The organism is Rhodococcus sp. Z6_132 (assembly GCF_058133635.1).
In genome coordinates this window covers 377,111-401,852 of sequence record NZ_JBYUNP010000002.1, presented here as the reverse complement: position 1 = coordinate 401,852, position 24,742 = coordinate 377,111, and the positions used below count along the sequence as shown (strand labels likewise).

At 72.1% G+C, this 24,742-nt stretch carries 24 protein-coding genes; 12 read left to right on the top strand and 12 right to left on the bottom strand.

The window, feature by feature from the left end; all coding sequences use genetic code 11:
* Nucleotides 1-3: 3 nt before the first annotated feature.
* The 4 genes from cysD (at nucleotide 4) to AC3YO9_RS08515 (ending at nucleotide 3,429) form a co-directional block, all read left to right on the top strand.
* Nucleotides 4-891 carry a sulfate adenylyltransferase subunit CysD gene (cysD, locus tag AC3YO9_RS08530; protein WP_127784833.1) on the top strand — a complete coding sequence of 296 codons (888 nt, stop codon included), beginning with the start codon at nucleotides 4-6 and terminating at the stop codon, nucleotides 889-891.
* The gene (locus tag AC3YO9_RS08525; RefSeq protein ID WP_489982861.1) at nucleotides 891-2,186 is read left to right on the top strand and encodes a sulfate adenylyltransferase subunit 1; all 1,296 of its coding nucleotides are present in this window, start codon (nucleotides 891-893) and stop codon (nucleotides 2,184-2,186) included. The genes cysD and AC3YO9_RS08525 overlap by 1 nt, the downstream gene beginning before the upstream one ends.
* A gap of 75 nt (nucleotides 2,187-2,261) precedes the next feature.
* Nucleotides 2,262-3,044 (top strand): enoyl-CoA hydratase family protein, encoded by a 783-nt coding sequence (locus tag AC3YO9_RS08520; protein WP_489982860.1) that lies wholly within the window; start codon nucleotides 2,262-2,264, stop codon nucleotides 3,042-3,044.
* Nucleotides 3,037-3,429 (top strand): RNA-binding S4 domain-containing protein, encoded by a 393-nt coding sequence (locus AC3YO9_RS08515; RefSeq protein WP_127783459.1) that lies wholly within the window; start codon nucleotides 3,037-3,039, stop codon nucleotides 3,427-3,429. The genes AC3YO9_RS08520 and AC3YO9_RS08515 overlap by 8 nt, the downstream gene beginning before the upstream one ends.
* A gap of 35 nt (nucleotides 3,430-3,464) precedes the next feature.
* Here the strand turns inward: AC3YO9_RS08515 and AC3YO9_RS08510 are convergent, their stop codons facing one another.
* The 4 genes from AC3YO9_RS08510 to AC3YO9_RS08495 form a co-directional block, all read right to left on the bottom strand.
* Nucleotides 3,465-4,370: an ABC transporter permease gene (locus tag AC3YO9_RS08510; protein ID WP_127783460.1), complete on the bottom strand. Its 906-nt coding sequence runs from the start codon at nucleotides 4,368-4,370 to the stop codon at nucleotides 3,465-3,467.
* Nucleotides 4,357-5,148, bottom strand: coding sequence for an ABC transporter ATP-binding protein (locus tag AC3YO9_RS08505; RefSeq protein WP_489982859.1), 792 nt, complete (start codon nucleotides 5,146-5,148; stop codon nucleotides 4,357-4,359). The genes AC3YO9_RS08510 and AC3YO9_RS08505 overlap by 14 nt, the downstream gene beginning before the upstream one ends.
* A 10-nt stretch (nucleotides 5,149-5,158) precedes the next feature.
* Nucleotides 5,159-6,238, bottom strand: coding sequence for an ABC transporter substrate-binding protein (locus AC3YO9_RS08500; RefSeq protein WP_489982858.1), 1,080 nt, complete (start codon nucleotides 6,236-6,238; stop codon nucleotides 5,159-5,161).
* A gap of 80 nt (nucleotides 6,239-6,318) precedes the next feature.
* A complete protein-coding gene (locus tag AC3YO9_RS08495) occupies nucleotides 6,319-7,221 on the bottom strand; it encodes a sulfite exporter TauE/SafE family protein (protein WP_489982857.1) in 903 nt (300 codons plus the stop codon).
* A 249-nt stretch (nucleotides 7,222-7,470) separates the two neighbouring features.
* On the opposite strand from AC3YO9_RS08495, the gene AC3YO9_RS08490 reads away from it, so the two are divergent.
* Complete coding sequence (locus tag AC3YO9_RS08490; RefSeq protein ID WP_127783464.1) at nucleotides 7,471-7,974, top strand: RrF2 family transcriptional regulator; 504 nt, start codon at nucleotides 7,471-7,473, stop codon at nucleotides 7,972-7,974.
* A 112-nt stretch (nucleotides 7,975-8,086) separates the two neighbouring features.
* Here the strand turns inward: AC3YO9_RS08490 and AC3YO9_RS08485 are convergent, their stop codons facing one another.
* Complete coding sequence (locus tag AC3YO9_RS08485) at nucleotides 8,087-8,311, bottom strand: hypothetical protein (protein WP_127783465.1); 225 nt, start codon at nucleotides 8,309-8,311, stop codon at nucleotides 8,087-8,089.
* 38 nt (nucleotides 8,312-8,349) lie between these two features.
* Here AC3YO9_RS08485 and AC3YO9_RS08480 point away from each other — a divergent pair, with 38 nt between their 5' ends.
* Both AC3YO9_RS08480 and AC3YO9_RS08475 read left to right on the top strand, forming a co-directional pair.
* A complete protein-coding gene (locus AC3YO9_RS08480; protein WP_489982856.1) occupies nucleotides 8,350-9,315 on the top strand; it encodes a quinone oxidoreductase family protein in 966 nt (321 codons plus the stop codon).
* 68 nt (nucleotides 9,316-9,383) lie between these two features.
* On the top strand, nucleotides 9,384-11,360 hold the full coding sequence (locus AC3YO9_RS08475; RefSeq protein WP_127783467.1) for a glycoside hydrolase family 15 protein: 1,977 nt from the start codon (nucleotides 9,384-9,386) through the stop codon (nucleotides 11,358-11,360).
* Between the two features lie 455 nt (nucleotides 11,361-11,815).
* Here the strand turns inward: AC3YO9_RS08475 and AC3YO9_RS08470 are convergent, their stop codons facing one another.
* Both AC3YO9_RS08470 and lepA read right to left on the bottom strand, forming a co-directional pair.
* Nucleotides 11,816-12,859 (bottom strand): nitronate monooxygenase, encoded by a 1,044-nt coding sequence (locus AC3YO9_RS08470; RefSeq protein ID WP_489982855.1) that lies wholly within the window; start codon nucleotides 12,857-12,859, stop codon nucleotides 11,816-11,818.
* Nucleotides 12,860-12,863: 4 nt separating this feature from the next.
* Nucleotides 12,864-14,774, bottom strand: coding sequence for a translation elongation factor 4 (gene lepA / locus AC3YO9_RS08465; RefSeq protein WP_489982854.1), 1,911 nt, complete (start codon nucleotides 14,772-14,774; stop codon nucleotides 12,864-12,866).
* A 90-nt stretch (nucleotides 14,775-14,864) separates the two neighbouring features.
* Between lepA and AC3YO9_RS08460 the strand changes: the two genes are divergently transcribed.
* Entirely contained in the window at nucleotides 14,865-15,398 is a 534-nt protein-coding gene (locus AC3YO9_RS08460; protein ID WP_489982853.1) for a type II toxin-antitoxin system PemK/MazF family toxin, read from the top strand.
* On the opposite strand, the gene AC3YO9_RS08455 is transcribed toward AC3YO9_RS08460, so the two are convergent.
* A complete protein-coding gene (locus AC3YO9_RS08455) occupies nucleotides 15,395-16,198 on the bottom strand; it encodes a sulfite exporter TauE/SafE family protein (protein ID WP_241248904.1) in 804 nt (267 codons plus the stop codon). The genes AC3YO9_RS08460 and AC3YO9_RS08455 overlap by 4 nt on opposite strands.
* A 131-nt stretch (nucleotides 16,199-16,329) precedes the next feature.
* Between AC3YO9_RS08455 and rpsT the strand changes: the two genes are divergently transcribed.
* Nucleotides 16,330-16,596, top strand: coding sequence for a 30S ribosomal protein S20 (gene rpsT, locus AC3YO9_RS08450; RefSeq protein ID WP_127783471.1), 267 nt, complete (start codon nucleotides 16,330-16,332; stop codon nucleotides 16,594-16,596).
* 81 nt (nucleotides 16,597-16,677) lie between these two features.
* Here rpsT and holA read toward each other — a convergent pair whose 3' ends face one another.
* Nucleotides 16,678-17,676, bottom strand: coding sequence for a DNA polymerase III subunit delta (gene holA, locus AC3YO9_RS08445; protein WP_127783472.1), 999 nt, complete (start codon nucleotides 17,674-17,676; stop codon nucleotides 16,678-16,680).
* 179 nt (nucleotides 17,677-17,855) lie between these two features.
* Between holA and AC3YO9_RS08440 the strand changes: the two genes are divergently transcribed.
* The 3 genes from AC3YO9_RS08440 (at nucleotide 17,856) to AC3YO9_RS08430 (ending at nucleotide 20,940) form a co-directional block, all read left to right on the top strand.
* The gene (locus AC3YO9_RS08440; RefSeq protein ID WP_241248905.1) at nucleotides 17,856-18,350 is read left to right on the top strand and encodes a MarR family winged helix-turn-helix transcriptional regulator; all 495 of its coding nucleotides are present in this window, start codon (nucleotides 17,856-17,858) and stop codon (nucleotides 18,348-18,350) included.
* Entirely contained in the window at nucleotides 18,347-20,059 is a 1,713-nt protein-coding gene (locus AC3YO9_RS08435) for an MDR family MFS transporter (protein ID WP_489982852.1), read from the top strand. Before AC3YO9_RS08440 ends, AC3YO9_RS08435 begins: the two co-directional genes overlap by 4 nt.
* Nucleotides 20,060-20,247: 188 nt before the next feature.
* Nucleotides 20,248-20,940: an NADPH-dependent F420 reductase gene (locus AC3YO9_RS08430; protein WP_489982851.1), complete on the top strand. Its 693-nt coding sequence runs from the start codon at nucleotides 20,248-20,250 to the stop codon at nucleotides 20,938-20,940.
* Nucleotides 20,941-20,988: 48 nt separating this feature from the next.
* Here the strand turns inward: AC3YO9_RS08430 and AC3YO9_RS08425 are convergent, their stop codons facing one another.
* The 3 genes from AC3YO9_RS08425 to AC3YO9_RS08415 all read right to left on the bottom strand — a co-directional run bounded on the left by AC3YO9_RS08425 (nucleotide 20,989) and on the right by AC3YO9_RS08415 (nucleotide 24,608).
* Nucleotides 20,989-23,310, bottom strand: coding sequence for a ComEC/Rec2 family competence protein (locus AC3YO9_RS08425; protein ID WP_489982850.1), 2,322 nt, complete (start codon nucleotides 23,308-23,310; stop codon nucleotides 20,989-20,991).
* A complete protein-coding gene (locus tag AC3YO9_RS08420) occupies nucleotides 23,307-24,113 on the bottom strand; it encodes a ComEA family DNA-binding protein (RefSeq protein WP_489982849.1) in 807 nt (268 codons plus the stop codon). The genes AC3YO9_RS08425 and AC3YO9_RS08420 overlap by 4 nt, the downstream gene beginning before the upstream one ends.
* A 99-nt stretch (nucleotides 24,114-24,212) precedes the next feature.
* Nucleotides 24,213-24,608 carry a hypothetical protein gene (locus AC3YO9_RS08415; RefSeq protein WP_489982848.1) on the bottom strand — a complete coding sequence of 132 codons (396 nt, stop codon included), beginning with the start codon at nucleotides 24,606-24,608 and terminating at the stop codon, nucleotides 24,213-24,215.
* Nucleotides 24,609-24,742 lie beyond the last annotated feature (134 nt).

The following is a 24,742-nucleotide window of genomic DNA, read 5'->3' as shown; positions in this document are numbered from 1 at the left end:
CCGATGTCCACCCTGGACGCCCTGGAGTCGGAGGCGATCCACATCTTCCGCGAGGTGGCCGGGGAGTTCGAGCGCCCGGTGATCCTGTTCTCCGGCGGCAAGGACTCCACCCTGCTGCTGCACCTGGCGATCAAGGCGTTCTGGCCCGCCCCGGTGCCCTTCGCGCTGCTGCACGTGGACACCGGCCACAACCTGCAGGAGGTGCTGGACTTCCGCGACATGGTGGTGGCCAAGCACAACCTGCGGCTGCACGTGGCCAAGGTGCAGGACTACCTCGACGACGGCCGGCTGCAGGAGCGCCCGGACGGCATCCGCAACCCGCTGCAGACGGTGCCGCTGCTCGACGGCATCGCCGAGGGCAAGTTCGACGCGGTGTTCGGCGGTGCCCGCCGGGACGAGGAGCGCGCCCGCGCCAAGGAGCGCATCTTCAGCCTGCGCAACGCCTTCGGCCAGTGGGACCCCAAGCGCCAGCGGCCCGAGCTGTGGAACCTCTACAACGGCCGCCACGCCCCGGGTGAGCACGTGCGGGTGTTCCCGCTGAGCAACTGGACCGAGCTGGACGTGTGGCGCTACATCGCCCAGGAGAAGGTCGAGCTGCCCAGCATCTACTACGCCCACCAGCGCGAGGTGTTCCTGCGCGACGGCATGTGGCTCACCGAGGGCCCGTGGTTCAGCGCGCGCGAGGACGAGGAGGTGCGCACCCTGTCGGTGCGCTACCGCACCGTCGGCGACGGGTCCTGCACCGGCGCGGTGGAGTCCACCGCCGCCGACGTGCAGGCCGTGCTGGACGAGGTGGCCGCCTCCCGCGTGACCGAGCGGGGCGCCACCCGTGCCGACGACCGCGTCTCCTCCGCCGCCATGGAGGACCGCAAGCGAGAGGGCTACTTCTGATGAGCACCACCCAGCTCCTGCGCCTGGCCACGGCCGGCAGCGTGGACGACGGCAAGTCCACGCTCGTGGGGCGGCTGCTCTACGACACCAAGTCGGTGCTCGCCGACCAGATCGACGCCGTCACCCGCGCGTCGGTGGACAAGGGACTGACCACCCCGGACCTGTCGCTGCTGGTGGACGGGCTGCGCGCCGAGCGCGAGCAGGGCATCACCATCGACGTGGCCTACCGCTACTTCGCCACGCCCGCGCGGTCGTTCGTGCTGGCCGACACCCCCGGCCACGTGCAGTACACCCGCAACACCGTCTCCGGCGCCTCCACCGCGCAGCTGGTGATCCTGCTGGTGGACGCACGCAAGGGCGTCATCTCCCAGACTCGCCGCCACGCGGCCGTGCTGGCGCTGCTGGGCGTGCCGCGGCTGCTGCTGGCGGTCAACAAGATCGACCTGGTGACCGACGCCGCCACGGTGTACGCCGAGATCTCCGCCGAGTTCACCGCCCTCACCCGGGCGCTGGGCTGGTCCGAGGACGCGGTGCAGACCATCCCGGTCTCGGCCCTCAACGGCGACAACGTGGTCAACCGCTCCGAGCACACCCCCTACTACGACGGTCCCACCCTGGTCGAGCACCTCGAGCAGGTGCCGGTGGACGCCGAGCCGCACCGGGTGGGCCTGCGGATGCCGGTGCAGTACGTGATCCGGCCCCGCACCGCGGAGCACCCCGACTACCGCGGCTTCGCCGGCCAGGTCGCCGCCGGCACCGTCTCCCCCGGCGACGAGGTGGTCGTGCTGCCCTCGGGGGTACGCACCACCGTGCTGCGCGTGGACACCCCGGACGGCGAGCTGGCCACTGCCGAGGTCGGGCGCAGCGTCACGCTGGTGCTGGCCGAGGAGGTCGACGCCTCCCGCGGTGACCTCATCGCCTCCCCCGCCGACGCCCCGGTCCCAGTCTCCGAGCTGGAGGCGACGGTGTGCTGGCTGGCCGAGGCGCCGCTGCGCCCGGGAGCACGGCTGCTGATCAAGCACGGCACCCGCACCACCCAGGCCATCGTCTCGACCATCGTGGAGCGCTTCGACGAGCAGGCGCTGTCCGCGGTGCCCACCCCGGACACCCTGGCGCTGAACGAGATCGGCCGCGTCAGCATCCGCACCGCGGAGCCGCTGGCGGTGGACGACTACGCGCTGAACCGGCGCACCGGCAGCTTCCTGCTCATCGACCCCGTCCAGGGCAACACCCTGGCCGCGGGCCTGGTGGGCGACGCGCTGTCCAAGGTCGAGCTGAACACCGCCCTGGTCTGACCCGCCCTGGTCTGACCTGCCCCGGTGAGCCGCTCGGGGCAGGCGTCCTGGCGCACCCGTCGTAGGGTCACCACCATGACGTCTGCCGCCACCGAGCTGGTGCACCTGGAGATCGCGGCGGGGGTGGCCACCCTCACCCTGGACTCCCCCACCAACCGCAACGCGCTGTCCACCCAGCTGCGCGAGGAGCTGCTCCGCCACCTGCGCGACTGCGCGCAGGACACCGACGTGCGGGTGCTGGTGCTCACCCACACCGGCACCGTGTTCTGCTCCGGGATGGACCTGCGCGAGGCCGAGGGCGCCGCCCCTGACGAGCAGGGCGTCAACGAGTTCCCGGAGATCCTGCAGACCATCTGGCAGCACCCCAAGCCGGTGATCGCGCGGGTTGCCGGGACCGCCCGGGCCGGCGGCATCGGCATCATCGCCGCCTGCGACCTGGCGGTGGCCGGGGCATCCACCACGTTCGCGTTCAGCGAGGTGCGCATCGGGGTGGTGCCCGCGGTCATCTCCGTCACCGTGCTGCCCCGGGTGCAGCCCCGCGCCGCCCAGGAGCTGTTCCTCACCGGGGAGACCTTCGACGCCGAGCGGGCCGCGCAGATCGGGCTGCTCACCGCCGCGGTGCCCGACGACGACCTCGACGCGGCCGTCGCCCGCTACGTCGCCGCGCTGGCCAAGGGCGGACCCCGGGCGCTGGCCGCCACCAAGGTGATGCTCAGCGCCCGCAACGGCCACATGGCCGAGGAGTTCAGCGAGAAGTCCACGCTGTCAGCGTCCTTCTTCGCCTCCGAGGAGGCCCAGGAGGGCATGGCCGCCTTCGGCGAGAAGCGCCCGCCGGCCTGGGTGCCGAGCGATGGCTGAGGCCGCCACCGTCCGGGTGGACGCCTGGCTGTGGGCGGTCCGCATCACCAAGACCCGCTCGCTGGCCGCGGCGCAGTGCAAGGGCGGGCACGTCCGGGTGAACGGGTCCTCGGCCAAGCCGGCCCAGCTGGTCAAGCCCGGTGACGAGGTACGGGTCCGCGCGGGCGGGCTGGAGCGGATCCTGGTGGTCCGCCGCTGCATCAACAAGCGGGTCAGTGCCACCGTCGCCGCCGAGTGCCTCACCGACAACAGCCCCCCGCCGCCGCCCAAGGAGCTGGCGGCCCCGCCGCTGCAGCGCGACCGCGGCGCGGGGCGGCCGACCAAGCGGGACCGCCGGCTGATCGACCGCCTCCGCGAGCGCGGCTGGCAGCCGCCGGAGGAGTAGGCACTCCCCCGGTGGCCCCAGGGCGAAGGGACAGGCTAGCGGGAGACGAGCAGTCCGCGGCTGCGCAGCACCCGGCGCTCCAGCGGCGCGAAGATCAGCACGTCGATGGCCACCCCGACGATGAGGATCATGATGATCGCCACCACCACCAGGCTCAGGTCGCTCAGCTCGCGGCCCTGGTTGAGCATCTGGCCGAGGCTGCGCCCCAGCGCCGGCGAGTAGGAGATGATCTCCGCCGCCATCAGCGAGCGCCAGGAGAACGCCCACCCCTGCTTGAGGCCCGCGATGAAGCCGGGCAGCGACGCCGGCAGCAGCACGTACCGGATCTGCTGCAGCCAGTTGGCCCCCAGCACCGTGCCCACCCGGGCGTACAGCGGAGGTACCTGGTCGAGCCCGGCCACCAGCCCGTTGGCGATGGACGGCACCGCGCCCAGCACGATGACGAAGTACATCGCTCCCGGGGTGAGGCCGATGAGGATGATCGCCGCGGGCACCCAGGCCACCGACGGCAGGCTCTGCAGCCCGCTGACGATCGGCCCGATGGCGGTGCGCACCAGCGGGACGCGGGCGATGAGTAGCCCCAGCGGTGCACCGATCACCACCGCGATGGCGAAGCCGACGATGCCGCGGCGGACGCTGTTGTACACCGACTCCCAGGCGGCGCCGGAGCTCCACTCCGTCCGGAAGGTCTCCCAGACGTCGGTGGGGGACGGGGTGTTGTAGGCCGCCGAGCCGGTGCGGGTGCTGGCGTAGAGCTGCCAGACGAGCAGCACCAGCGCCACGGCGACCACTGGGGGGAGCACGGAGCGGCGCAGGCGCTGGCCCCAGCCGTGCTTGACGGTCACCTCGGTGGAGAGGGCGTCCAGGCCCGCCTCCACCGATCCCGTGTCAGGTGCCTCGGTTCCCGAGGGCTTGACCGATCCTGGCTCAGCGACGCCCATGGCGGATGATCTCCTCTCGCAGCACGGCGGTGATCTCGGTGGACAGCGCCGCCACGGCGGGCGACTCGATGCGCCGCTCCCCGGTGATGTCGACCTCCCACTGCCGGACCACGCGGCCCGGACGCGAGGACATCAGCACCACGCGCTGGCCCAGCCGGACCGCCTCGCGGACGTTGTGCGTCACGAACACGATGGCCACGCCCGTCGCCCGCCAGATGCGGATCAGCTCGTCGTGCAGCACGTCCCTGGTGATGGCGTCGAGCGCAGCGAACGGCTCGTCCATCAGCAGCACGTCGCGCTGCTGGGCCAGGGCCCGGGCCAGGGCCACCCGCTGGCGCATGCCCCCGGACAGCTCGTGCGGCCGCTTGCCGTAGGCGTCGTCCAGGCGGACCAGGTCGAGCAGCCGCCGGGCCTCCTCCTTGGCCTCAGCCCGGCCCACGCCGCGCAGCTTGAGCGCGAGCTCGACGTTGCGCCCGGCGGTGAGCCAGGGGAACAGCGCCGCGTCCTGGAACATCAGCGCCGCCCCGCTGCCCGCCACCTGCAGCGCGCCGGCGGTGGGCCGGTCCAGCCCCGCCACCAGGTTCAGCAGGGTGGACTTGCCGCAGCCGGACGCGCCGAGCAGCGCCACCAGCTCGCCAGGCTGCACGGTGAGCGAGACGTTCTCCAGCACCGGCAGCGGCGAGCCGCGGAAGCTCTTGCTCACCCCGTCGAGCTGCACGGCGGGGTGGGTGGTGCTGCTCACCGGCGGGACCTCCTGGTGGATCTGCGTGCTCGTCACGTCGGGTGCCTCAGCCCTGTCCGAGGCCGGCGTCGCCCAGCGCGGGCCTGCCCTGCTCGGCGAGCAGCGCGTTGAGCAGGCGCAGGTCGTAGATGCCCGTGAGCTCGCCCTGCTTGGTGGTCCCTGCGGTCACCGCGTCGTCGGCCGACTTCTGCAGGCTGGCCGCCAGCGGGTCGTAGGTGAAGTCCAGGTTGGGCCATGCCCGGTCGATGGTCGGCTGCGTGAGCGGCTTGCCGGTGAGCTCGTCGATCTGGTTGTTGGTGTCCTTCTTGGCCGCCTCGCTGTTGGCCGAGATGAACTCCACCGACTCGAGGTTGGCGGCGAGCAGGTCACGCACCGTGCCCGGGTAGCTGTTGAGGAACTCGGTGCGCACGATCAGCTGGGTGGTGACGAACTTGCCCTCCGGCCACAGCGTCTTCTCGTCCACCAGCACCTTGGCCCCGGCCTCCAGCACCAGCCGCGAGGACCAGGGCTCGGGCAGCCAGGCGCCGTCGATCTTGCCGTCCCGGAACAGCTGCAGGGTGGTGGCGTTCTCGGTGGGGGTGATGGTCACGTCGCCGCCGGAGCTCACCGAGGTCTTCAGGCCGTTCTCGTCCAGCCACGCGCGCAGGGCGACGTCCTGGGTGTTGCCCAGCTGCGGGGTGGCCAGGGTCTTGCCCTTGAGGTCGGCGACGTTGTTGATGCCCTCGCGGACCACCAGCTGCGCACCCCCGGAGGCCGCCCCGGAGACGATGCGCAGCGCCTCGCCCTTGGTCTGGAGGAAGCCGTTGACCGACGGGCTCGGGCCGATGTAGGTGGCGTCGATGGAGCCCGAGCGCAGCGCCTCGATGGCGGCCGGTCCGGCGTTGAACACCTGGGTGCTGAGCTTGGTCGCGCCCAGGTTCTTGGTGAGGAATCCCTCGCTGAGGCCCACCAGGGCCGGGGCATGGGTGACGTTGGCGAAGAAGCCCAGGCGCAGCTCGGCCGCCTTGGCGGTGGGGTCGGCGGACGGGGCTGAGGCGGCCTCGCCGCTGGAGCCGCAGGCGGCGGTGAGTCCCACCACGGCCAGCAGGGCAGCGGCGACGAGCGCACGGGTTCGGAAGAGCGTCATGACGAAGGGGCTCCAGCTGGGCCAGGGCCGACCGCCCGCAGGACGGGCGGCCGATCACGGGGTGACGGGGTGAGGTGGAGCTAGCGAGCAAGCACAGGTTCGCGCTTGACCAGGTCGACCGGCGGGTGGTCGGGCACGACGGGGCCGCGACCGAGCCAGCAGGTGCCGGCCGCGGCTGCGGCGGCACCGAGGACCAGCACCGGGGTGGGTGCGGAGAGCAGGGCGAGCGCGGAGCCCAGCAGCACACCGGCCACCACTGGTCGGGTGAAGCTGGCCGAGGCCTGCGCCGACAGCCGGGCCCCGACGTAGACGCCGGGCAGCGCGCCGACCAGCAGCGACGCGGTGACACCGAAGTGCACCTCGCCGAAGAGCAGGTGCCCCAGCGCCGCGGCAGCCACCAGCGGGATGGCCTGCACGATGTCGGTGCCCACCAGCTGCGCCGGCCGCAGCCGGGGGTAGGCCAGCAGCAGCATCGCGATGATCAGCGACCCCGCTCCCACCGACGTCATGCCGACGGCGACGCCCCCCACCACGCCGATCACCACGGTGCGCACCGGCTTGACCACCAGCGGCCCGGTGGCCCCGGGCGTGCCCGCCCGCCGGTCGAGCACCAGCCGGGCGATGGTGCAGCCGAACGACCCGACGAGCGCCACCCCGATGGCGATCTTCAGGTAGTGCTGCACGTCCGCGGAGTGCCCGATGCTGCCGATGAGCAGGGAGCCCAGGAAGCCGGCGGGCACCGCGCCCAGTGCCAGCCACCACACCAGCCCGGTCTGCACCGTCTTGCGGCGAAGGTGCACTGCCGCCCCGACGGGCTTCATGACCAGGCTGGTGACGAGGTCGCTGGAGATGGCGGCCAGCGGCTGCACGCCGAAGACCAGGACGAGCAGCGGAGTGAGCAACGCGCCCCCGCCCATTCCGGTGAGGCCGACCAGGAGGCCGACGACGAGACCGGCGAGGGAGAGCGAGGGATCAATGGGCATGCGCGGAGCCTCTGCTGCTCGGCTGGCCGCACGGGCGCAGCAGTCGTTCGAGCGACGGTGCCGCGCGAGCGGCGGGTGGTGCTAGCGAACCGTCGGACAACCGCTGCTGGGCAGGCGCATCAGGTCCACGTGCAGGCGGCGCACCAGCACGGGTCGCGCGGGCAGCGCGACGTTGACAGACCTGGACACCACCTCAGTCTGGCATTGTTGACCGCAAGCGTCAACAAATGGGTGGGGCAAGATCAGGGCATGCAGATCACCGCCAAGTCCGACTACGCGCTGCGCGCCATGTGCGTGCTCGCCGTGGCCGAGGAGGGCGTGGTGGTGAAGGCCGCCGACATCGCCGCAGCGCAGGACATCCCGCCCAACTTCCTGGACGCCATCCTGGTGCAGCTGCGCCGCGGCGGGATGGTGGTCAGCCGTCGTGGTCCCGGCGGCGGGCACCAGCTGGCGCGCCCGGCGTGGGCGATCACCCTGGCGGACGTGGTGCGGGTGATCGACGGCCCGCTCACGCTGATCCACGGGGAGCGTCCGGAGGCGATGTCGCACCCCGCACCGGCGACGCACCTGCAGGACGTGTGGGTAGCGGTGCGCGCGGCGCTGCGCGGGATCATGGAGGAGACGACGCTGCGGCAGGTGGTCACCGGGGACCTGCCCGCACCGGTCACCGCGCTGGGCACTGACCACCGCTCGTGGACGTCGGTGTGGCCGCCACCGGAGACGGACCTGCCCGAGCAGCAGCCCGAGGCGTAGCGGCTACCAGACGCTGACGAGCCAGGCGAGCAGCACCAGCACCAGCAGCGCGACGAGGGCAGCGTTGATACGGGCGGCAGGGCTCAGCCGGAGCTTCTTCACCTGGTCGAGCCTAGTCGTCGCCGTTGCGCGCCCACTCCGGCCCGGGCGGGTCGTCCAGCGTGTCCGTGCGGGTGCCGATCTTGTCCGCCACCAGGCCGCCCACGCGGTCGAGCGCCACCGCCGCGGCGCCGCACAGCGGCAGCGCCACCAGCATCATCACGGTGATCTGCGCGGCGAAGGGCAGCCCGACGACCCAGAGCTCGGCCGCGTCCCACCATCTCGCCAACGTGTTCACCCCAGCAACGGTAGTCGCCCCTCGTTAGGGTGAGCCCCATGTTTGCCGTCTACGCATCCGAGCCCAATCCCGACAACCCCCTCGCGTCCCTGCGCGTGGGCGAGCGGGAGGCCCCCGTCGCTCCGGAGGGCTGGGTGGAGGTCAACGTCCGCGCCGCCAGCATCAACATGCACGACCTGTGGACCCTGCGGGGGGTGGGCATCAAGCCCGACCAGTTCCCGATGACCCTGGGCTGCGACGGCGCCGGCACCCTGGACGACGGCACCGAGGTGGTGCTGCACTCGGTCATCGCCAGCGACGACTGGATGAGCGACGAGACGCTCGACCCCCGACGCACCCTGCTCACCGAGAAGCACCAGGGCACGTTCGCGGACAAGGTGATCGTGCCGCGGCGCAACGTGCTGCCCAAGCCCGCCGACCTGTCCTTCGCCCAGGCCGCCTGCATGGGCACCGCCTGGCTGACCGCCTACCGCATGCTGTTCGTGAAGTCGGGCCTGCGCCCGGGCCAGACCATGCTGGTGCAGGGCGCCTCGGGCGGGGTGTCCACCGCGCTCGTCCAGCTGGGCCGCGCGGCAGGCCTGCGGGTGTGGGTGACCGGACGCAGCGAGGACAAGCGGGCGCTGGCCACCACGCTGGGTGCGCACGAGACCTTCGAGTCGGGCGCGCGGCTGCCGGAGAAGGTGGACGGCGTGTTCGAGACGGTGGGCAAGGCCACCTGGGGACACTCGGTGCGCTCGCTCAAGCCGGGTGGGGTCATCGTGGTCTCCGGCTCCACCAGCGGCCCGGACGCCGACGCCGAGCTGCAGCGGGTCTTCTTCCTCCAGCTGCGGGTCGTCGGCTCCACCATGGGCACCCGCGACGAGCTGCAGGACCTGCTGGCGTTCTGCGCGCTCACCGGGATCAGCCCGGAGATCGGGCTGGAGCTGCCGATGGAGCAGGCCGAGCAGGGGTTGCGGGCGATGCTCGACGGCGACACCGCGGGAAAGATCGTGCTCACTCGCTAGATCGTGATCCGGCGCACCCGGAGGGCGCACAAGCCCACAGGTGGCTCCTGGTGGGGAAGGATGCAGGAATGTCAGCACCGCCGACACCGCCAGGAACCCCGCCGCCCGGGATGGTGACCTCCCCGGTCCGCAGCCAGTTCCCCCCGATTGCCGACTACGCCTTCCTGTCGGACTGCGAGAACACCTGCCTCATCGCGCCGAACGGCTCGGTGGAGTGGATGTGCCTGCCCCGGCCGGACTCCCCCAGCGTCTTCGGGGCGATCCTCGATCGCGGCGCCGGGCACTTCCGGCTCGGCCCGTACGGGGTGAGCGTCCCGGCCGCGCGCCGCTACCTGCCCGGCAGCCTCATGGTGGAGACCACCTGGCAGACCGAGACGGGCTGGATCATCGTGCGCGACGCGCTGGTGATGGGGCCCTGGCACAACACCGACGAGCGGTCGCGGACGCACAAGCGCACCCCCAGCGACTGGGACGCCGAGCACATCCTGCTGCGGACGGTGCGCTGCGTCAGCGGCACGGTGGAGCTGGAGCTGAGCTGCGAGCCGGCCTACGACTACCACCGCCGGGACCTCACCTGGGAGTACTCCGGCCCGGTGTACGGCGAGGCGGTGGCCCGGTGCACCGAGCCCGCCGACGGCAAGGCCGAGCGGCGCGACACCTTCCCCGACCTCCGGCTGACCACCAACCTGCGCCTGGGCCTGGAGGGCCGCGAGGCCCGCGCCCGGACCCGGCTGCACGAGGGCGACGACGTGTTCGTGGCGCTGTCGTGGTCGGAGCTGCCGGTGCCGCAGGACTACGCCGAGGCCGCGGACAAGATGTGGAAGACCGGCGAGTGCTGGCGGCAGTGGATCGCCGCCGGCAGCTTCCCCGACCACCCGTGGCGCAGCTTCCTGCAGCAGAGCGCGCTGGCGCTGAAGGGACTGACCTACTCCCCCACCGGCGCCCTGCTGGCCGCCTCCACCACCTCGCTTCCGGAGACCGCGGGCGGGGAGCGCAACTGGGACTACCGCTACGCCTGGGTGCGCGACTCCACCTTCGCCCTGTGGGGGCTGTACACCCTGGGCCTGGACCGTGAGGCCAACGACTTCTTCGCCTTCATCGCCGACGTCTCCAGCGCCACCAACGGCTCGCCGCACCCGCTGCAGGTGATGTACGCCGTGGGCGGGGAGCGTGAGCTGGTGGAGAGCGAGCTCGACCACCTGTCCGGCTACGGCGGGGCGCGGCCGGTGCGCATCGGCAACGGCGCGTACAACCAGCGCCAGCACGACATCTGGGGCTCCGTGCTGGACTCGGTGTACCTGCACACCCGCTCCCGCGAGCACGTGCCCGAGCAGCTGTGGCCGCTGCTCAAGGCGCAGGTGGAGCAGGCGATCGAGCACTGGCGCGAGCCCGACCGCGGCATCTGGGAGGTGCGCGGCGAGCCGCAGCACTTCGTCTCGTCCAAGCTGATGTGCTGGGTGGCGCTGGACCGCGGGGTGCGGCTGGCCAAGCTGCACGGCGAGGACTCCTACGCGGAGAAGTGGGCCCGCGTCGCCCAGGAGATCCACGACGACGTCACCACGCACGGGGTGGACGAGCGCGGCGCCTTCGTGCAGCGCTACGGCTCCGACGATCTGGACGCCTCGCTGCTGCTGGTGCCGCTGCTGCGCTTCCTGCCCGCCGACGACCCCCGGGTGCGCACCACGGTGCTGGCCATCGCCGAGGAGCTCACCGAGGACGGGCTGGTGCTGCGGTACAAGACCGACGCCACCGACGACGGCCTGGAGGGCGAGGAGGGCACGTTCACCATCTGCTCGTTCTGGCTGGTGTCGGCGCTGGTGGAGATCGGGGAGCTCAAGCGGGCCCGGCACCTGTGCGAGCGGCTGCTCTCCTACGCCAGCGCGCTGCAGCTCTACGCCGAGGAGATCGACCCCAAGACCGGCCGCCACATGGGCAACTTCCCGCAGGCCTTCACCCACCTGGCGCTGATCAACGCCGTGGTGCACGTGATCCGGGCGGAGCAGGAGGACGGCGGCAGCTTCCAGCCCGCGCACAGCGGGCCGTAGGTAAGTCAGCGGCATGGCTTCCTCACGGAGTGAGACGTTTCGGCAAGCACTGATAGCGGTGCTGACAGACGCCCTCCCACTCCACGAAATCGAAGACCCCTCGGCTTGCCTCGAAGGTGATGTCTGCTGGTACAAGTTCCGATATGTGGAGTTCAATCCACCTCACCCCTACACGTACGGGTGGCGTGTGGACCTTCCGTACCTAGAGACCCTTTTCGGACCGAACCGGACGCCGCGCAAGATGGCCCAGATTCTGATCGGCGCCACTTGGCCTCCCAGCCCAGGTAAGTGGATTACCGAGATCGATGGCGTCCAATGGAATCTCGTGACCTTCGCACCGCCAGAGGAAAGGGATCTTGTGACGACTTTTGCACCACCGGAGGAGTGCTGACGCCTCTGGGGCAGTGCGTTACACCGCCGCGTGCGCGACCTTGCGTGCCCGCGCACAGCGGCCCCTAGCGCAGGTCAGCCGCCAGCTGGCGCACCACGTCGGACGCGGGGATCGCTTGCGCTGCACGGTGTTGTTCCCCCGCCCACAGCGCGACGGCGGCCTCGTCACCGGCAGCAGCCGACGCAGCACGGATCGGTTGCGACGCCCGGTTCAGGTGCGGGTACAGCGCCGGCGCCCCGTCGGTCAGCTCGTCCAGCAGCTCGTTGCGGATGCCCCGCGCGGGCCGGCCGGAGAACGCCCGCGTCACCGCGGTCGGCCGCTCCGACGCCAGCGCCGCGCGGTGCGGGGCTGAGGTGCCCGCCTCCGGGCAGAGCAGGAACGCCGTGCCCAGCTGGGCCGCCCGTGCCCCGGCCGAGAGCACCTGCGCCACCGCCGCGGCGTCGGCCAGTCCCCCGGCAGCCACCAGCGGCAGGTCGGTCACCGACTGCACCAGCCCCAGCAGCTGGAGCAGCGGCACCTGCTGGTCGGGGTCGTCCAGGGCGTTGGTGAAGCAGCCGCGGTGCCCGCCCGCCTCCGGCCCCTGCACCACCAGTGCGTCCAGGCCCGACTCCGCCGCCAGCCGCGCCTCGGCGCGGCTGGTCACCGTCGTCCACACCTCGGTGCCCAGCGCGTGCAGCTCCTGCACCACCTCCCGCGGCGGCGCGCCGAAGTGGAAGGTGACCAGCGATACCGGGTGCGCCACCAGCCAGTCGACCTTGGCCCGCCAGTGGTCGTCGTCCCACGCCGCCTCGCTGCGGCGCACGCCGTAGCGCTGCGCCCACGTCTCCAGCGTGGCCAGGTGCCGGTCCAGGGCCGCCCGCTCGTCCGCGTCCAGGGTGGGCTCGGCGGTGGGCAGGAAGAGGTTCACCCCGAACACGCCGTTGGCGCCGATGGCGGGACGCAGCGCCTGCACCCGCTCGCCCATCGCGTCCACCGACAGGTTGGCCCCAGCCAGCACGCCGAGGCCGCCCGCGGTGGAGACGGCCGCGGCCAGCTGCACCGTGCTGGGCCCGCCGGCCATCGGCGCTCCGATGATGGGGACCGGCAGACGCTCCAGCAGCGGCGACACGGGGCTACTTCTTCTTGTCCCCGCTGTTGGAGGGCGAGTCAGACGACAGCGCGGCGACGAAGGCCTCCTGGGGCACCTCCACGCGCCCCACCGTCTTCATCCGCTTCTTGCCCTCCTTCTGCTTCTCCAGCAGCTTGCGCTTGCGGCTGATGTCACCGCCGTAGCACTTGGCGAGCACGTCCTTGCGGATGGCGCGGATGTTCTCGCGGGAGATGATCTTGGACCCGATCGCGGCCTGGATGGGCACCTCGAACTGCTGGCGCGGGATCAGCTCGCGCAGCTTGGAGGTCATCTTGTTTCCGTAGGCGTAGGCAGCGTCGCGGTGCACGATCGCGGAGAACGCGTCCACCGCCTCGCCCTGCAGCAGGATGTCCACCTTCACCAGGTCGGCGGCCTGCTCGCCGGACTCCTCGTAGTCCATGCTGGCGTAGCCCTTGGTGCGCGACTTCAGCGAGTCGAAGAAGTCGAACATGATCTCACCCATGGGCAGCGTGTACCGCAGCTCCACCCGGGTCTCGGACAGGTAGTCCATCCCGCGCAGGTCGCCGCGGCGGGTCTGGCACAGCTCCATGATGGCGCCGATGTACTCCGACGGGCTGATGATCGTGCACTTCACCATCGGCTCGAAGACGTTGCGCACCTTGCCCTCGGGCCAGTACGACGGATTGGTCACCTCGTGCGGGGTGCCGTCCTCCAGCTCCACCCGGTACACCACGTTGGGCGCGGTGGAGATGAGGTCGAGGTTGAACTCCCGCTCCAGGCGGTCACGGGTGATCTCCATGTGCAGCAGGCCCAGGAAGCCGCAGCGGAAGCCAAAGCCCAGCGCCACCGACGTCTCCGGCTCGTAGGTGAGCGCGGCGTCGTTGAGCTGCAGCTTGTCCAGCGCGTCGCGCAGCACGGGGTAGTCGGAGCCGTCCATCGGGTACAGCCCGGAGTAGACCATCGGCTTGGGGTCGCGGTAGCCGACCAGCGGCTCGGTGGCGCCCTTGCGGGTGGTGGTCACCGTGTCACCCACGCGGGACAGCCGGACGTCCTTGACGCCGGTGATGAGGTAGCCCACCTCGCCCACCCCGAGGCCCTGGCTGGGCTTGGGCTCCGGGGAGATGATGCCGACCTCGAGCGCCTCGTGGGTGCTGCCGGTGGACATCATGGTGATCTTCTCGTGCGGCAGGATCCGGCCGTCCACCACGCGCACGTAGGTGACCACGCCGCGGTAGGCGTCGTAGACGGAGTCGAAGATCATCGCCCGTGCCGGGCCGTCGGCGTTGCCCACCGGTGGCGGCACCAGCTTGACGATCTCGTTGAGCAGCTCCGACACGCCCGCGCCGGTCTTGCCGGACACGCGCAGCACGTCGTCGGGCTCGCACCCGACGATGCCGGCGATCTCCTTGGCGTAGCGGTCCGGGTCGGCCGCGGGCAGGTCGATCTTGTTCAGCACCGGGATGATGGTGAGGTTCTTGTCCATCGCCAGGTACAGGTTGGCCAGCGTCTGCGCCTCGATGCCCTGGGCGGCGTCCACCAGCAGCACCGCACCCTCGCAGGCCTCCAGCGCCCGGCTCACCTCGTAGGTGAAGTCCACGTGGCCGGGGGTGTCGATGAGGTGCAGCACGTGCTCGGTCTCTGGACCGTCCACGCCCGGCGCCACCCACGGCAGCCGCACGTTCTGCGCCTTGATGGTGATGCCGCGCTCACGCTCGATGTCCATGCGGTCCAGGTACTGGGCCCGCATGGCGCGTGGGTCGACCACCCCGGTGAGCTGCAGGATGCGGTCGGCCAGGGTGGACTTCCCGTGGTCGATGTGCGCGATGATGCTGAAGTTGCGAATGCGCTCAGGCGGGGTGAACGTCGTGTCGGCGAAGCTGGAAATGAGACACTCCCTGGTCCAGGTGGTGGCGGCTTGGCTCCATGGTCCCATGCGCGCGGCCCGTCCCGAGCACGCCGGAGGTGTTCGCCGGTGCGGCGTCCCTCAGACGGGTCTCCCCGCGGGGTCGTAAGGTCGGGCCCCGTGGCGAGCATCTGGAAGTCTGTGGCACGGCAGGTCGGCAGGCTCGCGGTGCGGGAGGGCCCCCGGCTGCTGCGGCGGCTGCAGAGCTCCCGCGACCCGCTCCCGGCCCCCACCGGTATGGCCGGCCGGCCCGTCGCCACCCGCACGGTCCCCACCGCACAACGTGCCCGCACCATCAGCTACTCCCCCTCCCTGGACGGCCAGGCCGACCCGGGCGAGGTGGTCTGGACCTGGGTCGCCTACGAGGAGGACGCGCACCAGGGCAAGGACCGCCCGGTGCTGGTGGTCGGCCGCGAGGGCCCCGGCGTGCTGCTGGGGCTGATGCTCTCCAGCCAGAGCCACCGGGACGGACAACCGGGGTGGCTGTCGCTGGGCACCGGCTCGTGGGACGCCGAGGGACGGCCCAGCTGGGTCCGCCTGGACCGGGTGCTCGACGTCCCCGAGGAGGGCATTCGCCGGGAGGGCGCCGTGATGGCCCGCCAGGACTTCGACGTGGTGGCCGCCCGGCTGCGGGCCGACCACGGCTGGCGCTAGAACGAGCCGGCGATCTTCCAGGACAGGCTCAGCGCCAGCAGCCCCGCGACCACCAGGAACACCCGGCGGACGAAGGCCGAGCCCAGCTTGATGGCCAGCCGCGCGCCGAGCGTGGCGCCGGCCAGGTTGCCCACCGCCATGCAGCCGCCCACGCCCCACACCACCAGCCCGTGCGGGGCGAAGTAGGCCAGAGCACCGAGGTTGGTGGCCACGTTGGCCAGCTTGGCCGTGGCCGAGGCGGCCAGGAAGGCGTAGCCGATCCACCCGACCAGCACGAAGACCAGGAACGAGCCGGTGCCCGGGCCGGCCAGGCCGTCGTAGGCGCCGATCAGCGCTCCGGCCACCATCATCGCCACCACCCGGGCGCGGCCGTGGAAGCGGTGGTTCTCCTCCACCCCCAGCGACGGGCGGGCCAGGGTGTAGGCGCCCACCACCACGATGGCCACCAGCACCACCACGTTGAGCGCCGTGGCGGGCAGTGCGGTGGCGAAGGCGGCGCCGCCCACCGAGCCGGCCGCGGCCGCCGCAGCCATCAGTCCGGCGGCCCGCCAGTCCATCGGGGTGCGCCGGGCGTAGGTGATGGTGGCCGCCGAGGTGCCCACCACCGACGACACCTTGTTGGTGGCCACCGCCAGCACCGAGGCCCCGGGCAGCAGGAGCAGCAGGGCCGGCAGCTGGATGAGCCCACCCCCACCGACCACCGCGTCCACCGCGCCGGCGACGAACGCGGCCAGCACCAGCAGCAGCAGCGCGGAGACGCTGATGCCCGCGAATCCTGGCCAGGTCAGCGTCGTGTCCACGGCTGCGCACGCTATCGCCCGCACCGCGGTTTGAGGATCCGGGTGCACCACTGATAACCTTCGTGGTCGGCGCATGTTTGACCTGCGCAGCTGATCTTTCCCACACTCGACTGAACTAGAGGGCGAAACGCGTGGCCAACATCAAGTCCCAGGTGAAGCGGATCCGCACCAACGAGCGGCAGCGACTGCGCAACCAGTCGGTGAAGTCCTCGCTGCGCACCGCGATCCGTCACTTCCGTGAGGCGGCCGCGAGCGGCAACAAGGAGCAGGCCGCCGAGGCCCTGCAGGTTGCCTCCCGCAAGCTGGACAAGGCGGCCAGCAAGGGCGTCATCCACGCCAACCAGGCAGCGAACAAGAAGTCGGCGATGGCCCAGGCGGCCAACAAGATCGACGCCTGACTCGCTCCACCCGAACACCGCTCCACCACGCAGAGCCGCCCAGGTCGTCACGACCGGGCGGCTTTCTGCGTGCTCGGGCGCTCAGCGGCGGTGCAGCTCGACGACAGCCAGCACAGCCCGCTCCACCGCGTAGTCGTTGTCGGCCGCGGCACCCTTGACGTCGGCGTTGAGCCGGGCCACCACCTGCAGCGCCTCGCCCAGCGCCTGCGCCGACCACCCGCGCGACTGGGCGACGGCCTTCTTCACCTTCCACGGTGGCATGCCCAGCTGGCCGGCCAGCCGGAAGGGGTCGCCCCCGGCCGAGGCGCTCACCCGGGCGATGGTCCGCACCGCGTCGGCCAGGGCGTCCGCCAGCAGCACGTGCGGCACCCCCAGCTGGGTGGCCCAGCGCAGCGACTCCAGGGCCGCGGCCCGGTTGCCGGCCACCGCCTTCTCCGCCACGTCGAACCCGGTGACCTCCGCCCGCCCGCGGTGGTAGCGGTGCACCGCGGCCACGTCGATGGGGCCGGCGGTGTCCGCCACCAGCTGCGAGCAGGCCGCCGACAGCTCGCGCAGGTCTGACCCGACGGCCTCCAGCAGCGCCGTCACCGCGTCCGCGGTGGGCTTGGCGCCCGCGCCGCGCAGCTCGGCGCGGACGAAGTCGGCCAGCTCGGCCGCCCGGGTGATCTTGGCGGCCGCGTGCACCTGGGCGCCGGCCTTGCGCAACGTGTCCACCATCGCCTTGGACCGGCCGCCGCCGGCGTGCACCACCACCAGGACCACGCCCTCGGGCAGGTCGGTGGCGGCACTGAGGATGAGGGCTACGGCGTCCTTTCCTGCCTCCTGGGCCGCCTCCAGCACGAGGATCCGGGCCTCGGCGAACAGCGAGGGGCTGAGCATCTCCGCCAGCTCGGGGCCGGACACCGCGCCCGCGCGCACCTTCTGCACGTCCGCCGCCGGGTCGGCCAGGCGGGCGTGGGTGACGATGCCCTCCACGGCCCGGTCGACCAGCAGCTCCTCGTCGCCGAGCACCAGGTGCAGGCGCTGCTGCTCGGTGCCGCTCGCCGGGTCCTGCGCCGTGTGCTGTGCTGCCCTCGCCATGCCTCAGATCGTCCCACGACGCCCGGACACCGCGGCCGCGCCGGCTGCCAAACCGGTCCAAAACCCTGCTTTACCTGGGCTTTGTGTGACTCGACAGACATCGAACCAGGGTGCTTACTCACGCGAAGCATGTATATAGTTGTTTTTAGCACGCATATTCGATCACTTGTGGGGACTTAGTGTCAGTGTCACGCGCCACCGTCGAGGCTCTCGTCGACGAGATCATGCACTTTGGCAGGGCGCTGCGGATCAGCCTCTCCAACGCCGACGACGGCCCCTTGCCGTTGCCGCTGGAGGGCGTGCTGCAGGTGCTCGCCAACAACGGCGAGTGCCGGCAGAACGAGCTGGCCGCGAACCTGTGCATCAGCCAGTCCGCCCTCAGCCGCCAAGTATCTGAGCTGGTGGAGCTGGGCCTGGTGTCCCGACAACCCGACCCGGCCGATGGACGCGCCTCCCGCGTCCAGGCCACCGCCGAGGGACTGGCCCTGCTGGCCAGCTCGCGCTCCCGCCGAGCCGTGCGACTGCGCGAGCTGCTCGGCGAGTGGGAGCAGGACGACGCCGCCAGCGCGGTCGCCTCCCTCGGCCAGCTCACCGAAACCTTCCTGAACGACGCACTTCCCTCCGAACCCACCCGTCGGAGCAGCAACAACACCCGATTGGGGGCACACGCATGACCACCACCACCGTGGACCGTCCGCTCGACGACGAGCCGGAGGCCATGACCCACCGCCAGATCCTCGAAGCGCTGCTGGGTCTGCTCGCGGCGCTGTTCACCGCGCTGCTGAGCACCACCATCGTGGCCACCGCGCTGCCCACCATCATCGGTGACCTGAACGGCTCGCAGACCGCCTATGCCTGGGTGATCACCACCGCGCTGCTGGCCAACGCGGCGTCCACCCCGATCTGGGGCAAGCTCGCGGACCTGTTCAACAAGAAGGTGCTCGTGCAGAGCGCCATCATCATCTTCGTCATCGGCTCGATCATCGCCGGCATGTCGCACAACGTGCCGCTGCTGCTGGTGGCCCGCGTCATCCAGGGCATCGGCATGGGTGGTCTGACCGCTCTGGTGGTCGCCATCATCGGCACCATCGTCTCCCCGCGCGAGCGGGGCCGGTACTCCGGCTACATGGGCGCGGTGATGGCCGTGGCCATGACCGGTGGCCCCGTGCTCGGTGGCGTCATCGTGGACAGCCCGCTGGGCTGGCGCTGGTGCTTCTACGTGTGCGTCCCGCTGGCCGTGATCGCGCTGGTGCTGCTGCAGCGCACCCTGCACATCCGCACGGTGCGCCAGGACAACGTGTCCATCGACTGGCTGGGCGCCACCCTGCTCACCGCCGGTGTGTCCGTGCTGCTGATCTGGGTCTCCTTCGCGGGCAAGGCCGGCTACTACGGCTGGATGTCCACCGAGACCGTGCTCTACGTCCTGGGCGGCCTGGCGCTGCTGGCGGCCACCGTGGTCGTCGAGTCCAAGGTGTCCTCGCCGATCATCCCGCTGAAGATCATCACCGAGAAGACCACCGGGCTGGCGATCATCGCCTCCATCGCCGTGGGCGTCGGCATGTTTGGTGCCACCACCTTCCTGGGCCAGTACTTCCAGACCTCGCGCGGCTACAGCCCCACGGCCGCGGGTCTGCTCACCATCCCCATGGTGGTCGGCATGCTGGTCGGCTCGGTCGGCTCCGGCCAGCTGATCTCCAAGTTCGGCAAGTGGAAGGCCTTCGTGGTCAGCGGTGCCGCGCTGATGGTCGCCGGCTTCGCCCTGCTGGGCACCCTGGACCACACCACCAACCTGGTGCTGGTCAGCGCGTACATCGCCATCGTCGGCTTCGGCATGGGCATGCTGATGCAGAACTTGGTGCTCGCCGTGCAGAACACCGTGAGCGTCAAGAACATCGGTGCCGCGTCCGGCTCGGTCGCCTTCTTCCGCACCTTCGGTGGCGCGATCGGCGTGTCGGTGATGGGCTCCATCCTGGCCACCCGCGTGGCCGACCTCTCCGCGGAGGGCTTCGCACAGCTGGGCATCAACTCCGGCGGCAGCACGGCCGGGTCCAACTTGAACGTGGGCGCCCTGCCTGCTCCCGTCCAGGAGGTCATCCGCGCCGCCTACGGTGACGCGACCGGCCGGATCTTCCTGATCGCCGCCGTGATCGCGCTGGTCACGCTGGCGTGTGTGGCTGTCCTGCCGAACACGCCGCTGCGCACCACCATCGACCTGGTGCAGGACGACCCCGAGGCGGTGCCCGCCGAGGAGCTGCCCAGCGACAAGCCCGCCGGCAAGGACGGTGCGGTCACCTCCGGTGCCGCCGCTGGTGCCACCACCGGCGTCTCGGCCGGCACCGACGCCGGAGCTGGTGCGGGCAAGCACCGGGCCGACAACAGCTAGTCCGCTCCACCAGGAGGGCCCCGCAGCACTGCGCTGCGGGGCCTTCCCGTGTCTGCGGGCTCGGCTCCTGACCCAGGCCCTCCCGAGCCCCGGGGGTGACAGGACCCTCGGTGTGCGCTGCGACGCGGCCTAGCCTGGCGGTGCGAGCGAGACGACGATTCGCCTAGGTACACAGAGGAGAAACGACTGTGACTCTTGTCGGCATCATCGGCGCGGGCCAGGTGGGGAGCACGCTGGCCCGTGCGGCGATCGCGGCGGGCTACGACGTCGTCATCGCCAACTCGCGGGGACCCGAGACCTTGACGGGTCTGCTCAGCCAGCTGGGCCCGCGGGCACGCGCCGCGCACACCGCCGATGCTGCAGCGGCAGCCGACTTCGCGGTCACCGCCTACCCGTACACGCCCGCCGATACGCCGCCGGTCGAGGAGCTCGCGGGCAAGGTCGTCATCGACAACAACAACTACATGGCCTGGCGGGACGGGAGCTTTCCCGAGGTGGACTCCGGCCGCACGACGATTCACGAGCTGCGTCAGGAGCAGCTGCCCGCCTCGAAGGTCGCCAAGGCGTTCACCCACGTCCAGTTCCACCCGCGCTCCCCCGTCCGCGTCCCCAGCGACACGCTGCCTGCCCTGCTCCGGCTGGCCAGACCGGCCGGACACCCCGACCGCAAGGCGCTGGTCGTCTCCAGCGACTACCCCGACGCCGTCGAGCTGGTGACGCGCTTCTACGACGATCTCGGCTTCGACGCGGTCGACAACAGCCCGCTGAGCGAGTCCTGGCGCAGCGCTCCCGGCACGCCGATGTGGCGCCACCACGTCGACGGACAGAGCCGCGAGGAGCTCGTCCGCAACCTGCAGCGCGCCGAGCGCATCCTCGGCTGAGCAACGAGGGGGCTGACTCCGGCTTCCCGAGCACCGGACCGTCCGGGCTCAGCGGGTGACCAGCGTCGGCCCGGGCAGCAGGGCGATGTCGCCCCGCTGGTCGGTGCGGGCAATGGTGGCGCCCTGGCGGGCGAGGTGGTCGAGCACGCCGGCGTTGGGGTGGCCGTAGGTGTTGCCGGTGCCCACGCTGACCACCGCCAGGCGTGGTTGCACCGCGTCCAGGAACTGCGGCACGGAGAAGCGCGAGCCGTGGTGGGGCACCTTGAGCACGTCGGCACGCAGGTCGACCCCGGAGTGCAGCAGCGCGCTCTGCCCGGACTCCTCCACGTCACCGGTGAGCAGCACCCGTCCCGCCGCCGTCCGCGCCGACAGCACCACGGAGTAGTCGTTGAGCTCGGTGCCCTCATCGCCCCCCAGCGCACCGGGCGCGCGGCGCACCGGCCCCAGCACGTCCAGCGTGAGCGCCGTCCCCCACTGCAGGGACTGCCCCGCGCTGAGCTGCACCACGGGCACGCCGTGGCGCTGCGCCACCTGCTGCACCTCGCGCAAGGTGTCGGCCGGCAGGTGCAGCGGGCCCAGGGCCACCGCACCGACGCTGCGCCCGGCCAGCACCCCGTCCAGGCCGTCCACGTGGTCGGCGTGCAGGTGGGTGAGCACCACCAGCGGCACCTGCTGCACCCCCAGCCGGTCCAGGCAGCCCGCGACCGCCCGCGCGTCGGGACCGGCGTCCACCACCACCGCGCGTCCCTCACCGGTGGCCAGGGCGAGGGCGTCGCCCTGGCCGACGTCGCACATCACCATTGCCCAGCCGGGCACCGGCCACCCTGGGTGCAGCACCCGGGTGGGCACCCAGACCAGCACCGCGCCGGTGACCGCGGCCAGCAGCACCACCCGCACGGCGTGGCTGCGGGCGAGCACCAGCAGCACCACGGTGGCCGCGGCCATGCCCAGCGCGCCCGTGGTGCCACCAGGGACCGCCACCGCCGCCGAGGGCAGCGCGGCGCAGCGGTGGGCCACCTGCACCAGCCACCACACCGCCGGCCCGGCGAAGCGCACCGCCAGCTCGCCGGCCGGCGTCCACACCGGCAGCAGCACGGTGGCCAGCACCCCCAGCACGGTGGCCACCCCCACGGCGGGGGCGGCAAGGATGTTGGCCAGCACGGACACCACGCTCAGCTGCGCAGACAATCCGGCGATGACGGGTGCGGTGACCGCCTGCGCGGCCAGCGGGACGGCCAGCAGCTCGGCCGCCCCCGCGGGCACGCCCCGGCGACGCATCCCGTCGACCCAGCCTGGGGCCAGCAGCACCAGTCCCCCGGTGGCCAGCACCGACAGCGCGAACCCGGCGTCCACCGCCAGCTGCGGCGACACCAGCAGCAGCACCAGCACCGCCCCGGCGAGCGCGGGCAGGGCCCGCTTGCGGCGTCCGGTGACCAGGGCGAGCAAGGCGATGGCGCCCATCACCGCGGCGCGCAGCACGCTGGGCGAGGGCCGGGCCAGCACCACGAAGGCCACCAGGGCCACCGCGGCCAGCACCGCTCGGGTACGCGGGCTCGCCCCCACCAGCCCGGTGAGCAGCAGCACTGCGCCACAGACGATGGTGATGTTGGTGCCGGACACCGCGGTGAGGTGCGTCAGCCCAGCCGTGCGGAAGTCGTCCAGCAGCGGCTGCGGCAGCCGGGAGGTGTCCCCCACCACCAGGCCGGGCAGCAGGGCACCGGGCTCGGCGGGCAGCACCCGGGCCGCAGCGTCGCGCAGCTGGGTGCGCAACGCCCCGGCCACCCGCTGCACCCGCGGCGGTTGCCCCACCAGCTCCGGTGGGTCGCTCACCCGCACGGCGCCGACGGTGAGGTCGTTGCGCTGGGGCGGGGCCAGCCGCCCGCTCACCCGTACCCGCTGGCCGGGCAGCAGGTGTTCCCAGGAGTCGGCTGGGGCCAGCAGCACCACCGCACCGTGCATCTCGGGGTAGCCCTCAGCGCTGGTCAGCTGGGCGCGCACCAGCACCCGCTGCGGGGCGCCGGGGAGGGTGGCGCGCAGCAGCTTGGGGTCGTCGCTCAGCCGCACCTGCAGCTGCGCGCTTTCGCCCCGCTCCGCCGCCGCGGCCAGCGGGTGGACGTCCACGGCGTGGGTCCGCAGCGCGGTAGCGGCGGAGAACCCGGCGGTGACGGCCAGTGCGGCCAGCAGCCCGGCGGCCACGGTGCGCTCGTGGCGGCGCCACACCCACGCGATCCCGCCCAGCGCCAGGGCGGCCACCACCACCGAGACCTGCCAGCCCGCGAGCAGGCCCAGCAGCACCGCCGCCCAGGCGCAGCCAGCGCTGGGCAGCAGCCGGACGTCGAGCCGCTCGGTGGGAGCAGCACTGGTGCTCACACCGCGACCAGCGGCGTCAGCTGGGCCAGCCGCGCCGGGCCGATGCCGCTGACCTCGGAGAGCTGGTCCACGCTGCGGAAGCTGCCGTTCTTGGTGCGCCAGTCCAGGATCGCCTTGGCCATCACCGGGCCCACCCCGGGCAGGTCCTCCAGCTCGGCGGCGGTGGCGGTGTTGAGGTTCACCAACCCGGGCGTGCTGGACGAGCCGGCGGCCGGGCCCGCGGTGGAGCCGGCAGACGTGCCGCCGCTGACCGGCGCACTGCCCGGCGGCGGGACGATGCCCACCAGGATCTGCTGGCCGTCGGTGAGCGGTTGAGCCAGGTTCAGTGCCACCAGGTCGGTGCCGGGCAGCGCCCCACCGGCGCCCGCGAGCGCGTCGGCCACCCGAGCACCGGGCGCCACGGTGACCAGTCCGGGGTTGCGCACCCGCCCGGCCACGCTCACCACCAGCGTGGTGGGGGCGGCGCTCGGGGCCGGTGCGCTGCTGGGTGCGCCGGCCGCCACTGGAGCCAGCGCCACTGCCGGAGCGGGCGGCACCACCTCCGGGACCGGACGATCGCGCCACGCCCCGACAGCCGCGAGCACCGCTGCCGCGGCGGCCACCGCGGCGAGGGCGAGCGCGCCGTGGCGGCCGGGGTCTACCCGGGCACCCTGCCAGCGGGTGGGCAGCCACTTCTCCCGCCAGCCGCGAGGGGTGGGTAGTGGCTCGTCGTCTGGGGCGACGGATGGCTCGTCCGGGGCAGCTGGCGTGGTGATGCGCCCGAGCCGGTGGCGGCTGCGCTGGTTCTGCTCACGGGACGGCACGCCTGCTGACGCTAGGGACACACGGCCCGCTCGGGACCGGTGTCCGAGGCCGCTGTGGACCACCTGCACCGATGTGCACAACCAGCCAGGCGTGCTGCGCTACTGCGCCGGTCGTGCGGGCGAGTCACGTCGCCCGCACCTAACATCACCCAAACACGACAAGGGAATTGAGATGAACATGCGACACCTGGCGGCCTCCTTGGCTGCAGTGGCACTGCTAGCCGCTGGATGCAGCAGCAGTGCGCCCACGGCCCCGTCGCCGACCACCGAGGCGCCGTCGGTGGTGCCTTCCAGCACGATGCCCAGCACCCCCACCGCGCCTGCGACGACGCCTCCCGCACCGACGGCGGTGTACACGCCGCCACCGGTCAGCACCACCGGCACCCTGCCGCCCCCCAAGGCCCCGGCCACCACCACCCGCAAGCCGCCCACCACCAAGGCCCCGGCCACCACCACGCGCAACCGGCCTGCCACCAAGGCCCCGGCCAGCACCACGCGCCCCCGTGTCGCAACACCACCACCCACCACCCAGGAGTGGACCCAACCGTCTTGCCCACCTGGCACTGAGTGGAGCGACTTCGGATCGGTATGCCTCACCAAGGCGCAGATAGCCGAGATGCTTCGGCTGG

Coding starts and splice junctions, on each gene's coding strand:
- cysD (WP_127784833.1), top strand. CDS start 4: ATGTCCACCCTGGACGCCCTGGAGTCGGAGGCGATCCACATCTTCCGC.
- AC3YO9_RS08525 (WP_489982861.1), top strand. CDS start 891: ATGAGCACCACCCAGCTCCTGCGCCTGGCCACGGCCGGCAGCGTGGAC.
- AC3YO9_RS08520 (WP_489982860.1), top strand. CDS start 2,262: ATGACGTCTGCCGCCACCGAGCTGGTGCACCTGGAGATCGCGGCGGGG.
- AC3YO9_RS08515 (WP_127783459.1), top strand. CDS start 3,037: ATGGCTGAGGCCGCCACCGTCCGGGTGGACGCCTGGCTGTGGGCGGTC.
- AC3YO9_RS08510 (WP_127783460.1), bottom strand. CDS start 4,370: ATGGGCGTCGCTGAGCCAGGATCGGTCAAGCCCTCGGGAACCGAGGCA.
- AC3YO9_RS08500 (WP_489982858.1), bottom strand. CDS start 6,238: ATGACGCTCTTCCGAACCCGTGCGCTCGTCGCCGCTGCCCTGCTGGCC.
- AC3YO9_RS08495 (WP_489982857.1), bottom strand. CDS start 7,221: ATGCCCATTGATCCCTCGCTCTCCCTCGCCGGTCTCGTCGTCGGCCTC.
- AC3YO9_RS08490 (WP_127783464.1), top strand. CDS start 7,471: ATGCAGATCACCGCCAAGTCCGACTACGCGCTGCGCGCCATGTGCGTG.
- AC3YO9_RS08480 (WP_489982856.1), top strand. CDS start 8,350: ATGTTTGCCGTCTACGCATCCGAGCCCAATCCCGACAACCCCCTCGCG.
- AC3YO9_RS08475 (WP_127783467.1), top strand. CDS start 9,384: ATGTCAGCACCGCCGACACCGCCAGGAACCCCGCCGCCCGGGATGGTG.
- lepA (WP_489982854.1), bottom strand. CDS start 14,774: ATGGGACCATGGAGCCAAGCCGCCACCACCTGGACCAGGGAGTGTCTC.
- holA (WP_127783472.1), bottom strand. CDS start 17,676: ATGGCGAGGGCAGCACAGCACACGGCGCAGGACCCGGCGAGCGGCACC.
- AC3YO9_RS08435 (WP_489982852.1), top strand. CDS start 18,347: ATGACCACCACCACCGTGGACCGTCCGCTCGACGACGAGCCGGAGGCC.